We start from the raw sequence: 13,426 nt of genomic DNA on the forward strand, positions 1-13,426 counted from the left end.
AACGATCGTTATAAGGTGACTCTGCATCAGATCTATAACGAGTGTTCTACTCGCTCGGCGCGGTATGGCTCGGCAAGGCCACCGGCGTCGTACGCCTGTGCACTGGGAGTGCTGCTGGATGAGAAGGTCGCGCGCTGGGACACCGCCAACTGACCGTGCGGGCCGGCACGGCCGGCATTCGGGGGTGTCGCAGGCCTCGCCCTGGGGGCGTGGGGTGTTGAAGTCGAACGGGGGTCTCCCCGGTGGTGCTGGGCCGGGAGGATTCGGCCCTGTTCTCGTATGGCTACGGGGCCCGTCGGTTGGACGCCGTTGTCGTGCCGATCACCGTGAGCATCGGTTCGAGGGGGCAGCTCTTTCGCGAAAACAACACGCTGATCAAGTTCGGTACGCCAATGACGGCTCAGCCGCGCGGGACGACGAGAGGCAGGACGATGGTGTCCAGGATCTCCTCGATCACGCTGGGGGCACCGCCTCATAGGTCTGCGTGAGTTCGACCATCAGTTCGGCGCGCAGCTTGACGGCGTCGGCGGAAGACCCCCGCGTCGGCGGGAGTGCACCGGAAGACGCGGAGGCGAGCACCGGGCGCCGCGAGTGCTTCTCGTCGACGCGAGGGTGAACCGCAGAGGTAGTACCCGAGCTCTGCACCAGGGAGTGCCTGTTGCCGACGTGGGGGGCTTAGCGGAGGGGTAGCTAATCGAGAAAACTGAGAGCTGGGGATCCACCGTCTGAGTGGAGACACTCCGGTTGATACGGCGACTGGATGCCTCGGGTGTTTCGTGGACGGCGTCGACTTTCGAGCGGAACCGTCTGCCGGACAAGCCGATCCCTCGCGAGACACAGTGGAATGGCGGGAGTTGTGATTGGGCGCGCTTTGCTCAACTTGGACGAGGACAGTGCTTAGAAGGCACGTGTCCTATCCACTGATCTACGGGGGCTGACCTGCGTAAACACGGCTTCCAGGCGCTATCCCCTGGGTCTCGGGGGACACATGGGGGAATCGCGGATTCCCGGCGACCGGGGGACGCGAGCGCTCCACGGTCGGGCCGTACGTAGGATCTCACACTATCTTCACGCCCCCGAAGCCCCTCGCGGAAACAATCCCGCACCTCATCGGCGTTGGTGATCTCCGAGCCGAGGAGGGGAAGGTGTCGGGCCTGAAGCTGTTCCGCACGGACGCGACGAATTGCGGCATGACCGAGGTCATTTCGCGTCTTGCTGAGATCGAGGCCGATGTGCAGAGTCTCGTCGAGACGCACATGGAGACGCTGCTGGGCGTCCGGTTCCTGGCGAGCGAGTACGGCACCGGACCGGTACACGGGGGCCGGATCGACTCGCTCGGGCTGGACGAGAACGGCTCGCCGGTCATCGTCGAGTACAAGCGTGGTGTCGACGCGGGCGTCATCAACCAGGGCCTGTTCTACCTGGCCTGGCTGATGGACCACCGTGCCGAGTTCGAGCACCTGGTCCGCGACCGGCTCGGGGTTACGGCCGCGTCCCAGGTCCTGTGGAGCGGTCCGCGCCTGATCTGCATCGCCGGCGACTTCACTCGGTACGACGCGCATGCCGTGCGCGAGCACCGGCGGTCGATCGACCTGGTCCGCTACCGACTGTTCGGCAGCGACCTGCTCGGGCTTGAGACCGTTGCCTCGGTGAGCAGCGGCATGCAGGTGGCTCGCCGGGCACGGCGCCAGCCGGTTGCCCGAGCGGCGGCCGACGTCCAGGGCGCGGCGATGATGGAGTTGGCGGGCGCGGTCGACGAGGTTCTGCTCGGGCTCGGGGACGGCGTGAACCGCGTTGAGCGCAAGACATACCGGGCGTATCAGCGGCTGCGGAACTTCGCCTGCCTGTGCCCGCCGCAGCGCAGCAAGCTGCTGGTCTACCTGAAAGTCGACCCGAAGGACGTCGACCTCGTTTCGGGCTTCACCCGGGACGTGTCCGGTCTCGGTCACCACGGAACGGGCGACCTGGAGGTCCAACTCCGTACGCCGAGGGACGTGGAGCGAGCACAGGATCTGTTCCGGGCGAGCTACGCGGCGGCGTGATCGGATGCCGCCGCCCGTCTCCTGGCGGGCTGCGCTTCGTGCTGTGTCTGCGGTCGTGGGCGGGGGCCATTCGACGGTCGGGCAGGGGGTGGCGGTGGACTATCTATGGTCCGCGGGATCGCCGGTTTGGCTAACCGGCGATCCCGCGCTATGTTGCCCCGCTCATGCGGGCCGATGATCAGCGTGAACGGCTGACGGGTCGGCCGGCCGCGACCGCCGGAGCTGCCGGCGCACTGGCGGCGAGGCGGGTCCGGTGCTCGCAGCCCAGCTGAGCCTGACGCGTGCCGGTCTCCTGGGCGAGGGCCTCGGAGAGACCCGCCAGCAGCGAACTCGGGGTGCGCGGGGACGCGGTGATGGCCCAGGTGGGCCGGTCCGGACCGGGACCGGCCCAGATGGTCCAGGTGGCCAGGTTCTGACTCGGGCGCTGTGCGGCGAAGGCGTCGAACTGGACGCCCGCGTCCCCGTCGGGGGACGTCCAGCGGATCCATCGCCCGTCCACGGTGTGCTTCCATCCGGCGTCGGAGAGCGGCTGGGTGGCCGCGGTGACCTTCTTTTCGTCCACCGGGGCGCCGATGGCGGTGTCCCAGCCGTCGCCATCGGCCAGGTGGGCGAGCAGATCCTGCAGCACCGGGGCGGGGGTGGCGCCGGTCGCGGTGAGGACCCACATGCGTTCGGAGACGGGTGTCTCGTAGGCGGCCACGGTCCAGGCGGTCTCGTGGGCGGGGGTTTCGTGGACGCGCTCGATGCGCAGGGTCTGCGACTCGTGGATGGCGTGGGTCGTGTCATCCGACCAGGTCCGCCACTTCTCGAACTCGCCGTGCGCGTCGAGGAAGGTGTCGAGGACCGCGTCGTGGTCGCCGGCATCCACCAGGTAGACGGGGACGATCTCCGGCTCCGGGCGGGAAGGTCCGGACTTGGCCGTGGTGACGTCGAAGACGGAGCGCGCTTCGATGGCGGCGCGTTCGGTGTCGGTCAGGGGCGCCGGGCCGGGGCGCATCGCGGCCGCGTGGACCTTTTCGAAGGCCATCAGTGCCTCCGCAGGCGAGTCGAAGGTGTCGGCGACCTGGCGCAGGTGGTCCTCGCCGTGCAGGTAGACGGACTTGCCGCCTCGGTGGAGGTAGGTGCCGACGGCGACGGTGGTGTGGCCGTCGTGGGCGTGGGCGTGGATGAGGAGCTGGCCGTGGCGGATGTCGTCGTGGATATTCTGCGCCTGATTGGAGACCTCGCGGATTTCGCTGCGCGTGCACCACGGCGTCGGATAGTTCGCCCAGGTCCATTCCTCGTTGATGGCTTTCTGGAGCTGCGGGGTGATCTCGACGGTGATGCCTTCGGCGGTCAGGTGCTTTGCTGCGTCGTTGGCCCAGTAGGGCTCTTCGTGATCGATGCGGGCCAGGATCAGGACGTTGGTGGCGGCCACGCTCCAGTCGGCAGCCTCCAGAGCCATGAGGGCGACGTGGGCCTGCGTGCCGGTCAGGACGGCCTGCACGGCGCTCGGGTGAGTGGGGTGGGTGTCGAGGTGGACGTGGGCGTCGATGGCGGGAGTCACGTGGGGGTCTCGTCTGTTCTGCCGGTGGCCGGGCCTTCGGGTCTGGCCACCGGCGTACGCGGGGGCTATCGGGTTGCTCGTGTGGACCGGGCGGCGTGCGCGACCGTGGTGGTCGGCGGGCCGGCGCGGGTGGTGGGAGCGGGCCGTTGCCGCTGTGGCGGGGTGGCTGCGGTGGCGTGCTGCCAGCGGGTGCGGACGGCGCCGATGTCGGCGAGGGCGCGGCGGGCGCCGACGACGAGCTGGAACGGGGTGTTCGCCGGGTCGCCGGCGTACGCCTCGATGCGCTGGCCGGTGTGCTCGGCCGTGGCCAGGAGGGAGCGCTGCAGGGCGCGCTCGCCCCAGTGCTCGACGGAACCGGCGGGTTCGGCCAGCATGCGGAGGACCTCGCCCGGTTCACTGCCGTCGTCCAGCAGGCTGCGCTGCTGGGCTTCCCACAGGACCGTGACGGGGTCGACGGGCTCGTGTCGGCGGGCCAGGGCGGTCAGGCACTGCCACAGGCCGGCGTGCAGCGGCAGGGTGAGGTCGTCGGGGAGCAGCCACCGGACGGCGTCGATGTCGGAGGGGTACGCCGTGGCGGTGGCGAGGAGGATCTGCTCCTCTTCGACGGCCTCTGCGGGGTCGGGCGCGGTGGGTGGCGGCGGTGTCGTGGTGCGGGGCAGCACGCCTGCGCGCGGTGGGAAGCGCTTGGCGATGTCGTCCACGACTGCGGCGAGCGCGTCGGCCTCGGCGAGCACCGTCTGGACGGGATGAGGGAGGGAGACGTTGTGGACGGTGTGGACGAGGCGTTCGGCGGCCGTCTGCAGGCGGCGGCGGACGTGCTCCGCCTCGACCATCCGGGCATAGGCGGGGGCGTGGCTGGGCCAGGGGCAGACCTGGACGAGGGTGTGCAGGTAGGAGGCGGTCAGCCCGCGCGCCTGCTCCCGGCTGGTGGTGAGGACGCGGTCGAGCCACGTGGTGTTCTTCGCGTGCTCTGCGGGGTCGGGCCGCGGCAGGCTGCTGATCGCGGCGTACAGGGCGGCGTGCGCGGCGGTGGAGAACGAGTCGGCGGCGATGCCGCTCACGTCGTCCAGACGGTGCGGGTCGAGGAGGAGGGCACCGAGGAGGGCCTGCTCGACGTGGAACACCGGCTGCGGGGGTGCGCTGGCGTAGGGGTCGTCTTCGTCGGGTTCGGGGGCTTGGGGCATCAGGCGGCGAGGGTGAAGTCGTCGGGGTCGAGGGTGACGCCGAGGTGCGGGGCGAGGAGGTGGCCGGCTAGCAGTGGAGGTACGGCGTTGCCGATCTGGGAGAACTGCTGGCCCTTGTTGCCGGCCCAGGGGTAGTCGGCGGGGAAGGTCTGCAGGAGGCCGGCCTCGCGGGCGGTGATCCGGATCGGCTCGGGAACGGTCGGCGCGTCGGATGCTTCGGCCGGCGGTGAGGCAGGCTCGGCGACCCAGGTGCACTCGTTCGCGCGGTGCCCGAAGAACAGCGTGCCGGCCGGCTCGGACAGCGGACGGACGGTCGCGTTGGCCTGGTTGTTGCTGCGCAGGGACCAGGACCAGCGGTGGGCCTCGGCGGTGCACGCCGGGGCGAGAGCATCGGCGGCACGGTTCTCGCGGGTGCCGTGCCGTGCCGCCCATCCCGCGCCTTCACGACGGGACTTGAGGACCATCCCGTCCGGCCGGGGCATCCAGGTGCCGCGCTCCCGGGCGTCGGACAGCGTCTTGCGGGAGCCCGACGGGAACGGCTCGGGCCCGCCGCCGGGCCCGCCGCCCGCGCAGACGGTGGGGACGGGCCGGTCGGTCGCTCCCCATCCCAGGGCTTCGGCCATGCTGACCCAGCGGGCGCGGCCCGGCCCGAACAGCGAGTCGGGCTCGGCGAGTTGGGCGTGCGTGGGCGTGGGCGGCTGCGCCGTTCGGACGCGGGAGGCCAGGAGGATCGCCCGCTTCCTGGTCTGCGGGACGCCGAAATCCGCAGCGTTGAGGATCCCGTACCAGACCGAAAAGCCCCACCGGCGCAGGACGGCCGCGTACTGCTTCCACAAGGGCAGGACGTCCGGTACTTCCTCCATGGCGACCCAGTCGGGCTCGCCGACCGTGTTCAGCGCGTACAGGTACCGCATCGGCTCCGCGGCGAGCAGGGAGCGCTCGTCGCGGCACGCGGCGAGGAGGCGTTCGCGGGTGTCGCGTCCGGCGGCCAGGTCGTCGACCGCCGCGTGCACCAGCGGCTGGTCGAGCAGGCCGAGCCGCTTGCCGGCCATGCTCCACGCCTGACACGGCGGAGAGGCGATCACACCGCGCGTGCGGCCGACGAACGGCCAGGTCGGATACATCGCCACGTCGGTCCGGACGGTCAACTGCCCAGCAGCCGCACGGGTCTTGCACGCCCATTGGTCCCATTCCAGCCCGACGTCGCGCGCGCCCAGGACGTACAGTGCCCTGCTCCAGCCGCCCGGCCCCGCGAAGAGGTCGAGTATCAAGTGGCCAGCCCGAAGTCATCCTGCGTCAGCGCGTCGGCGTCGCCGCGGCACGCCCAGGGCGAGCAGCCGCCCTCGACACCGTTCTCCAACACGTCGGCCTCGTCCACGCTGATCCGCAGGGCGGCCCGCTCGGCTGCGGTGACGTGGTCGATCGGCGCCTGGCTCAGCGGGACGCGGGAGCGGTGCAGGAACGCCTCGCCGAGCAGTCGGCTGCCAGACGCATTGGCACGGGCATTCCCTTGCCGGATGGCCGCGTCGAATTCGACGACATCCGCCCACTCGGACGGAAAGGTGTCCCTGATGTGCCTCCACTGCGCATTTCCGTGGAATGGACAAGTTATTGAGAATCGAGACAGGGCTGTGACCTTTCAGTTGATGGGATGAGGGTGTTGCAGGTCCGCCCGCCGGCCGCTTGAACAGGCACATGTCGCGGCTGGGCGGCTCAGGCTCGGGTTGCTCACCTGCGGATGGGCGACGGCAGGCGTGACCCCTCTGATGCTCGGCGCCCGGCTCCGCGCCATTGCAGCCTTCGCGTCCGCCGGAAGCTGTGAGTGGAGATCGACGAGGCGTCGCTCGGGACCGTGGCTACCCGATCGCCTTCGGCTGATCTTCCATTGCGTCAACTAGCGCAGGCAGGGTGTACGTTGTAGCGGGCTCACTGACACGCAGGCTGTGACTGGACGCGAAGAGGCGAGGATGCGGAGGCGCGGGCCCAGGTGGATGTGCCTGCGCTGCAAGGGGGACCGTTGATCGGTATCGTTGCCAGGCCCAGCGGCCGCTGGATCGTCCTACTCACTGCTCAAGGTGCGCTTTATGTAGCTTTGCTCGCGTGTGCTTCGATCCTGGGCCACCGGTCTGCCTTCGACGTCGGCCGACTGAATGGCCGTGCAAGCCAGTGGAGCGCGTCGAACACCTTTGGTTCTGCGGGCGCCGTTGTGGTGTTCGTGATCACTCTGTTGTTGTTATCGATCGTTGCGGCTGTTGTCATAGCTCTGTCGGGCTGGGGGATTGAACAGACTTGTGTTATGGGGCGATGGCCGCGTCCCATAGACCGCCTTTTGCGTCGCCACATTGATAATCGTCGCCGCCAATGGGATTGGGCGATGCAAGCGTGGCAATCGGCGATGGCAGACGCATTCAGAAGTCCGGACCAGGAGCCGGATGGGTCCGTGTTGCGAGCAGATCTTCGGATCGAGCGCATTTCCCTCACGCGTCCGATGCATGCCACGTGGATGGCTGACCGCCTTCAGGCCGTAGAGGGTCGACTGTCGGCAACTCGCGGGGTCGACTTAACGGTTATCTGGCCGTACGTCTGGCAGATTCTGCCGGATTCGAACCGTGGGGATCTCGCAACTGCCAGACGTTCTGTGACATATGCGGCGGTATTCGCGGCATGGGGGTTTCTCCTTCTTCCCTTTGTTGGTGCTCTGTGGTGGCCAGCCCTGCCTCTTGGGGCGTTGGTCTCATTCGCGGGATGGCGGTGCCTTAACGCTGCGACGAGGACTTTGGCCGAGCAGACTGAGGCAGCGGTTGTTCTGTATGCGCCTGATCTTGCGCTTCAGGTTGGGCTTCCCGGACCTTTTACTGCCACTAGCGGCCGGGAGTTGACTGCTTTCCTGAAGCGTGGCAGTCCGCTGCCGGATTCTTCCTGGCAGGGACGTGTAGTCCCACACGCGGAGGCGGATCCTGTAGCTAGGTATTCTGTGGAAGGTCTTCACGTTCCTCCGAGGTTCACAGGTGCGACCTGGGATAATGCGCGATGGCGTGCTGAGTTCCGCGCTTTGGTGTATCTGGTCCTCTTGTCCGCAGTTGCGTTCGCCGTGGGCGGAGTGACCGCCTGGGGCGGCGTGCATGGAATTCAGGTGCACGGAGAGTTCGCACCGGTGGACGCCGCGCAGATTGTTGCTGCGATCGGGGCTACGGCAGCCGGCATCGGGGGAGCTGTTGCGGCCGTGATCAAGGCGTATGCCCTTTTCGTGCATGCAAAGGCAGATCTCATCCGGGCCCAAGCAGCGCTCCCGGCTGCTGATCCTCCCGCCCCCTCGGCAAATGAAGAAGGTGACGCAGCTTGATGGCTCGTTAACGCCCATCTGCGTCTTGGGGTTCTGCGCCGAGCGTGCTCATGAGCTGTGTCAGGGGAATGAGACTATCCGCGGTCCCGAGTTCTTTGGGAGTTGGGCCAGCCGGTGTTGGGGTGTCTGCGAGTCGTTCGGCGAGGGCGGTGACCGCTTCTCGGTCTCCTTCGAGGGCTTCGCGTTCGTCGTCGGTGAGGTCGAGTTGTTCGAGCATCTGGTCGATGCCGTCCCTCACAGCCAGGAGTTGTCCGTGGGCGGACTGCTTGGGGACGTAGAACGGGCAGCGTGCGCAGGCCAGACGGTGGGGGCACTTGGCGAAGAAGTCGTAGCTGCAATAGCCCTCGCCCAGGTCGTAGTACTTCCAGGGCTGTTCGCCGCCGGCGGCGGCGCCGGACAGGATGGACTCGTGGTCGATGAAGACCTGGATGGTGCGGACGTTGCGGGGCGAAGTAGTCGGCCTTTCTATAGGCGGCGGTGAGGGTGCGTTGCAGGATCGCGGCGTAGTAGCGGGTGCTGGCGGGGTGCTTGTGGCCGAGCCGTTGCTGCAGGTCGTGGAGGGGCAACGGTTCACGGGCGTTGAGGAGTTGGGTCGCAATCGTGGCGCGGGCAGGTGGTTCAGGGGGCTTGCCACAGGAAGCGGGCGATGTGGTCGCTGCCGTGGCCCGCCCGGGGCGGGAGGCGGTGTGCCATCCGGCCCGGGGCGGGCGGCTGGCGATCAGGTGCTATCCCGCGCCGCGCAGGGACGCGTCACTCTCGCCCTCCTGGGTGAAGGCGATCAGGCGCAGGTATCCGATGGCCACGGCCCGCAGGATCCCAGTCTCGTCAGCGGAGCCGACCGCGAAGATCTGCCTTGCGGGCGGCGGGTGGTGGCGGTGCCAGGCACGCACGAAGTGCTTTGCCTGGCGTGAGCGCACCGGCACCAGGTGCAGCGAAGCGTCGCTCACACGGCCTTCTGGAAGTCGGACTGTGTCGGCGCGTGCTTCGCCACGGCGCGGGTGGTGATTGCCTGCGAGGCGCGGGCGGATGCTGCGGACAGTTGCTCTGCGCCGGGTTCCAGGTACCACGGCCGCAGGTCGAGCATGGCGGCGCGCATACCGGTGGCGAAGCACAGCGCGGTTCCCTTGGGGAGGGCACGGATGGCGTCGGCGGGCAGGATCCGCTCCTGCCGCATGCTGACCGAGGTCGACGTGCCGGACTCCGAGTGCGACGTCGAGGTGGTCTCGACGTCGTGGTCGCCGATCAGCCGGCTGAGCTTGTCTGCGAAGTCCGGGTCGTCGATGCCGGAGCCGATGACCTTGACGGTCGAGGCGGACCACATGGCGTCCATGCCCGCGTCTCCCCAGACCTTTTGGCCCTGGCGGTAGGACTGCAGGATCGTGATCGGGATGATCCCGCGCGAGCCGAGGTGCGAGTACAGGTCGGGGAGGTCCGAGATCTTGCAGACGTTGGCGGCCTCGTCGAGGATCGCGAGCATCGGCGGGTCGAGGCGTCCGCCGGCGCGTTCGGCCTGGGCGGTCGCGGCCCGCATCACCGAGTCTGCGCACGCGGCGATCAGCGCCGAGGCACCGCCTCCGCCGTCTTTACTGAGCAGGAACAAGGTGTCGCTGGACGACACGAACGCGGATGGCCTGAACTCTGCCAGGTTCTTCTGTGGGGTGACCCAGGCGGCGATCTCGCTGTTCAGCAGGGCGGCGGCGTACTGGCGGGCGGTCTCGTAGATGCCGTCGCGGGTTTCCGGCGGTCCCTCCACCGTTCCCTTGAGCTGGGCGGCGACGGCGGTGAACTGGTGGTCGCGGAGGATGTCGAGCGGGGTCCGATCGGCGGGGAAGGCCAGCCACTGCATGACGTCGGTGATCGGCCGTTCGTCGAGGGCCGCGGCGAGGAAGAGCTGGGCGAGGATGTTGGATCCGGCTTTGGACCAGAAGTCACCCTGCTGGCTCGCGTCCACGCTTGCGGCGAGGAAGTGACCGGCCAACCGGCCAGCACCGTCAAGGGTTTTGGCGTCCGCCAAAGGGTTCCACCACATCGAGCGTTCGGCGTGCGCGATCTGCTGCGGGTCCATCGACCACACCTGTCCGACGCGGGCCCGGGCGTCGTAGGTCGCGGTGAAGGCATCGCCGGCGGCCTTGTTGGAGGTCAGCAGGACCGGGCCGGGCGCGGCGAGGATCGAGGGGATGGCGAGCGAGGTCGTCTTGCCCGAGCGGGGTGCCATGATGGCGACGGCCACGTCCTCGTAGCCCATGCGTACCTCGTGCCGGGTGCTTTGTAGGTTGCCGAGGAGGATGCCCGTGTCGCGGGCCTCGATGTGCTTGGCGTCCTTCAGACTCGGGCGCAGCGAGCGGGCCTTGTCGGTGATCGCCTTGGCCATCAGCGGTTGGATGTCCCGGGCCTTGGCCATGCCGGTGACCTTCTTCTGGCCGCCGCTGCGGTTCTTGTACCGCGCCCACACGATGCCCGCGGCCGTTCCGAGGGCAAGGAGGAGGACCACGGGGACGATGCGGGAACCGATCAGCAGGGACGTTTCCCCGGCATGGGGCCAGACCTGCTCGGGGTGGAGCAGCGCGTTGGTCGGCTGGTAGGAGGCCCAGGCGGTACCGGTGAGGTAGGCGGTGATGTTGCCGGACAGCCAGGCGAGGTGGGACAGGGGGACGACGACGGCGAGCACACCGATCACGAGGCGTAGGACGAGGTCGTATCCGTCGGTATTGCTGGAGGAGGAAGGGGGCAAAGGCTACGTGCTTCCGGGCGGGGGCGGAGGGATCAGCGGCTGCGGCCGTTCTTGGACGACGGCCCGGGCTCGGGGAGCGGCCGCGAGGGCGGGGCGGAGTGCCGGGCAGCGAGGGTGTGGCTGCGTTCGTCCAGGGCTCCAGCGACGTAGACGACGAGCACGTCCGTGGTCCTGCGGGTGATGAGCTTTCGGTCGCGGGTCGGAAGCCTGCGCCCGCTGTCGATGCGATGCACGGGCTTCGGATCGGCGAGCGCAGTGGTGAACGCAGCGACGAGGTGCCGCGGGGTGTGTTCGCCGAAGCGGGCCTCCCACACCTTCTGATACAGGCCCAGCGAGACGGTGACGCCCCAGGACTCCCGCGTCTTCGGCGTTCCCAGGCGCTCGATGCACGCCGTCTTGTCGGGCGATACGAGGCCGTCGTCGCCATACGGTGACCAGCCGCCCTGCCGGAGAGGTTCGTACGGGTCGCACGGTGCGCTTGCGGTCGGGGCGGGGTCGGTGAGGGCGTCGGTGACGGCGGCGATCAGTTCGACCGGGGTGCGGGCGCCGAAGCTCGCGTACCAGGCGGGCCGGTCCGGCGCGGCGGCGTGGTGAAGGGTCCACCACGATCCGTCGGGGTCGGGCTCCAGGTGCAGGAGGGCCTTCCGGCCGGGGCTGGAGAGAAGGACACGAGGCATGAAGAGGTCGTCACCGTGACTCCAGCCGCAGGCACGGTGGAGGGGGACGGTGACCCAGGCGGGGTCACCACCGGCGAGGTGGCGCGGAGTGATGAAGTCGACCTCGACGGTCTCGGGAGTGGAGGAGACCATGGTCACCTCCGCGCCGGGGTCCGCGGGTCGGCCGCGGGAGCCGGCGCGGTTGTCAGAGGTGAGGGAGCTCTGCGGGCGGCGGCGTTGATCTCGCGGAGCGTCTTGCCGTGGGTGGCCCAGTCGTCGAGGTAACTCCACGATTCGGCGTGGTACTCGGCGAGGGCGTCGTCGAAGGCGGTCGTGCCGGGCTTGGCCGCGGCGGGGAGGGCGTCCCGGGTCTGAAGCCACTGCTCGTGGAGCTGGTCGAGCCGGTCGACGGCGGCGTGCAGGACGCCCAACTGGTTGACCCAGCGGCTCTGTACGGCGCCTTCCGGCAGGCACCCCAGTTGCGTCTCTGCTGTGGCCAGCAGGTGGCGGGCGCCGTACCGGACCGATTCGAATGCCTCGGCGGTGTTGGCGTCACGCTGGCTCGCGCGCAGGCCGTAGGCGTGCTGGTCGTAGGGCCATCCGTCGAGGTCGGTGTGCTCGTCGGAGTAGGTGTTCCAGGCGTTGAGGATCTTTTGGCTGTTGCTCAGGTAGCGGTCGAGATGACGGAGGAGGTCGCGGTGCGCGCGATGATCGGCGGAAATGAGGGAGGAGTCCTGTCGGTTCAGCGGCGGGCGGTCGGCTGGGAGGTGTGGGCCTTTGCCCGGGTCGTTGCGGGTTTCGTTTGCTGCCGGCGCGCGGCGCGAGACTGGGAGCGGAGCGACTCGATACGGGCGGTGTGTGCGTCGACCACCTGCTGCGGACGCAGCGGGCTAGGGTCCTGCACGGCGCTGTAGTGGCCGGTGCGGTCGTACATGCCGCGCTGGAGCGGGCTCGGGTCGGTCAGCGCGGTGAGGAACGCACCGACGAGGTGGGTGGGGGTGTGCTCGTCGAAGTAGGCGTGCCAGATGAACGGGCCGGGGTACTCGCCGTGGCCGGGTTGGCGGGTCTCGACGTGCCAGGACGGCCGGGCGCTGAATTCGCTCAGCGGGCGCAGCTCGACGTGGCACATGGAGTCCGGCGAATGCGCGGTGCCGTCCGAGTCGACGTGCCAGCTCGCCGAGATCACCGGTTCCCACGGGTCCTGCTGCCGTAGCGGCGCGCCGACGAGGGCGTCGGTGAAGCCGGCGAGGACCTCGGCGGGCACCAGTTCGCCGAACTCGGTGTACCAACCCGGTTCGGTGTTGGTGGGTTCGGCCCGCAGCCGCCACCACGCGGAGGTGGTGGACTGCGGGTCGAACTGGAGGCGGTGGCGCAGGTCGGGGCTGCGCATGATTATCTCGGCGCTCAACGGGTCGGAGACGGTGCTCCATCCGGCGGCGGCCAGGCCGTGGGTGACATGGCGGGCATCCCCGGGACCGGCGAGGTGGCGTGGGCCAGTGTCGAACGGGATTTGCCAGGCGTGCTTGTCCGCGAACGCGGCGAACTGCCGTTCGCTCAGCGGCACCGGCCGCACCCCTGCTCGCCCCCGGCGACGTTGCCGTACAGGTCGCGGAGGTCGTCCAGCACGTAGTGGAGGGTGTGTTGGTCGGTCTGCTCCCACGCGGCCGTGCGCAACTCGTCGATCAGGACGGAGACTTGCATGGTGCGTGGCGTGTCCGGGTGTTCCTGCACGGCGCGTGCGAGGGCCCGCAGCGTGTCGGCGAGTTGGACGGGCAGGCCCGTGTATTCGTCCAGGAGAGGCTCTACGAGGGCGAGGGCGAGGGCCTGCGCCGGGTCGGGGCTCTCGCGCAGGTAGTCGGTGAGGTCAGAGAGGGTTTCGGTCAGCGTGCGGATGGTGTCCGGGGTGAGCGCGGGCATCAGGCTC

At 69.0% G+C, this 13,426-nt stretch carries 11 protein-coding genes; 2 read left to right on the forward strand and 9 right to left on the reverse strand.

The genetic code is table 11. From position 1 onward, the window contains the following. The first annotated feature begins 1,145 nt into the window (after positions 1-1,145). Complete coding sequence (locus tag ACZ4UV_RS45445; RefSeq protein WP_467846890.1) at positions 1,146-2,042, forward strand: DUF5655 domain-containing protein; 897 nt, start codon at positions 1,146-1,148, stop codon at positions 2,040-2,042. A gap of 178 nt (positions 2,043-2,220) precedes the next feature. On the opposite strand, the gene ACZ4UV_RS45450 is transcribed toward ACZ4UV_RS45445, so the two are convergent. From ACZ4UV_RS45450 to ACZ4UV_RS45460, 3 genes are all read right to left on the reverse strand, one after another. Beyond that, complete coding sequence (locus ACZ4UV_RS45450; protein ID WP_467846896.1) at positions 2,221-3,588, reverse strand: SPDY domain-containing protein; 1,368 nt, start codon at positions 3,586-3,588, stop codon at positions 2,221-2,223. Positions 3,589-3,653: 65 nt separating this feature from the next. Continuing rightward, on the reverse strand, positions 3,654-4,772 hold the full coding sequence (locus ACZ4UV_RS45455; RefSeq protein ID WP_467846899.1) for a DnaB-like helicase N-terminal domain-containing protein: 1,119 nt from the start codon (positions 4,770-4,772) through the stop codon (positions 3,654-3,656). Further along, entirely contained in the window at positions 4,772-6,043 is a 1,272-nt protein-coding gene (locus tag ACZ4UV_RS45460) for a DNA cytosine methyltransferase (protein ID WP_467846902.1), read from the reverse strand. Before ACZ4UV_RS45460 ends, ACZ4UV_RS45455 begins: the two co-directional genes overlap by 1 nt. Before the next feature lie 2,049 nt (positions 6,044-8,092). On the opposite strand from ACZ4UV_RS45460, the gene ACZ4UV_RS45465 reads away from it, so the two are divergent. After that, complete coding sequence (locus ACZ4UV_RS45465; protein WP_467846906.1) at positions 8,093-8,596, forward strand: hypothetical protein; 504 nt, start codon at positions 8,093-8,095, stop codon at positions 8,594-8,596. A 244-nt stretch (positions 8,597-8,840) separates the two neighbouring features. Here ACZ4UV_RS45465 and ACZ4UV_RS45470 read toward each other — a convergent pair whose 3' ends face one another. From ACZ4UV_RS45470 to ACZ4UV_RS45495, 6 genes are all read right to left on the reverse strand, one after another. Then, positions 8,841-9,062, reverse strand: a complete 222-nt coding sequence (locus ACZ4UV_RS45470; protein WP_467846910.1) for a hypothetical protein — start codon at positions 9,060-9,062, stop codon at positions 8,841-8,843. Beyond that, positions 9,059-10,846: a type IV secretory system conjugative DNA transfer family protein gene (locus ACZ4UV_RS45475; protein ID WP_467846913.1), complete on the reverse strand. Its 1,788-nt coding sequence runs from the start codon at positions 10,844-10,846 to the stop codon at positions 9,059-9,061. Before ACZ4UV_RS45475 ends, ACZ4UV_RS45470 begins: the two co-directional genes overlap by 4 nt. 32 nt (positions 10,847-10,878) lie before the next feature. Next, positions 10,879-11,655, reverse strand: coding sequence for an SPDY domain-containing protein (locus tag ACZ4UV_RS45480; protein ID WP_467846915.1), 777 nt, complete (start codon positions 11,653-11,655; stop codon positions 10,879-10,881). A gap of 2 nt (positions 11,656-11,657) precedes the next feature. Beyond that, positions 11,658-11,933 (reverse strand): hypothetical protein, encoded by a 276-nt coding sequence (locus ACZ4UV_RS45485; RefSeq protein ID WP_467846918.1) that lies wholly within the window; start codon positions 11,931-11,933, stop codon positions 11,658-11,660. 311 nt (positions 11,934-12,244) lie between these two features. Beyond that, on the reverse strand, positions 12,245-13,066 hold the full coding sequence (locus ACZ4UV_RS45490) for an SPDY domain-containing protein (RefSeq protein WP_467846921.1): 822 nt from the start codon (positions 13,064-13,066) through the stop codon (positions 12,245-12,247). After that, on the reverse strand, positions 13,057-13,419 hold the full coding sequence (locus ACZ4UV_RS45495; RefSeq protein WP_467846924.1) for a hypothetical protein: 363 nt from the start codon (positions 13,417-13,419) through the stop codon (positions 13,057-13,059). The genes ACZ4UV_RS45490 and ACZ4UV_RS45495 overlap by 10 nt, the downstream gene beginning before the upstream one ends. Positions 13,420-13,426 lie beyond the last annotated feature (7 nt).

The sequence above is a fragment of the Streptomyces sp. NPDC028289 genome, from assembly GCF_055565975.1.

Excerpts from the sequence above, each read along its gene's own strand:
- ACZ4UV_RS45495 (WP_467846924.1), bottom strand. The coding sequence starts at position 13,419 with ATGCCCGCGCTCACCCCGGACACCATCCGCACGCTGACCGAAACCCTC.
- ACZ4UV_RS45455 (WP_467846899.1), bottom strand. The coding sequence starts at position 4,772 with ATGCCCCAAGCCCCCGAACCCGACGAAGACGACCCCTACGCCAGCGCA.
- ACZ4UV_RS45465 (WP_467846906.1), top strand. The coding sequence starts at position 8,093 with ATGAAGAAGGTGACGCAGCTTGATGGCTCGTTAACGCCCATCTGCGTC.
- ACZ4UV_RS45480 (WP_467846915.1), bottom strand. The coding sequence starts at position 11,655 with ATGGTCTCCTCCACTCCCGAGACCGTCGAGGTCGACTTCATCACTCCG.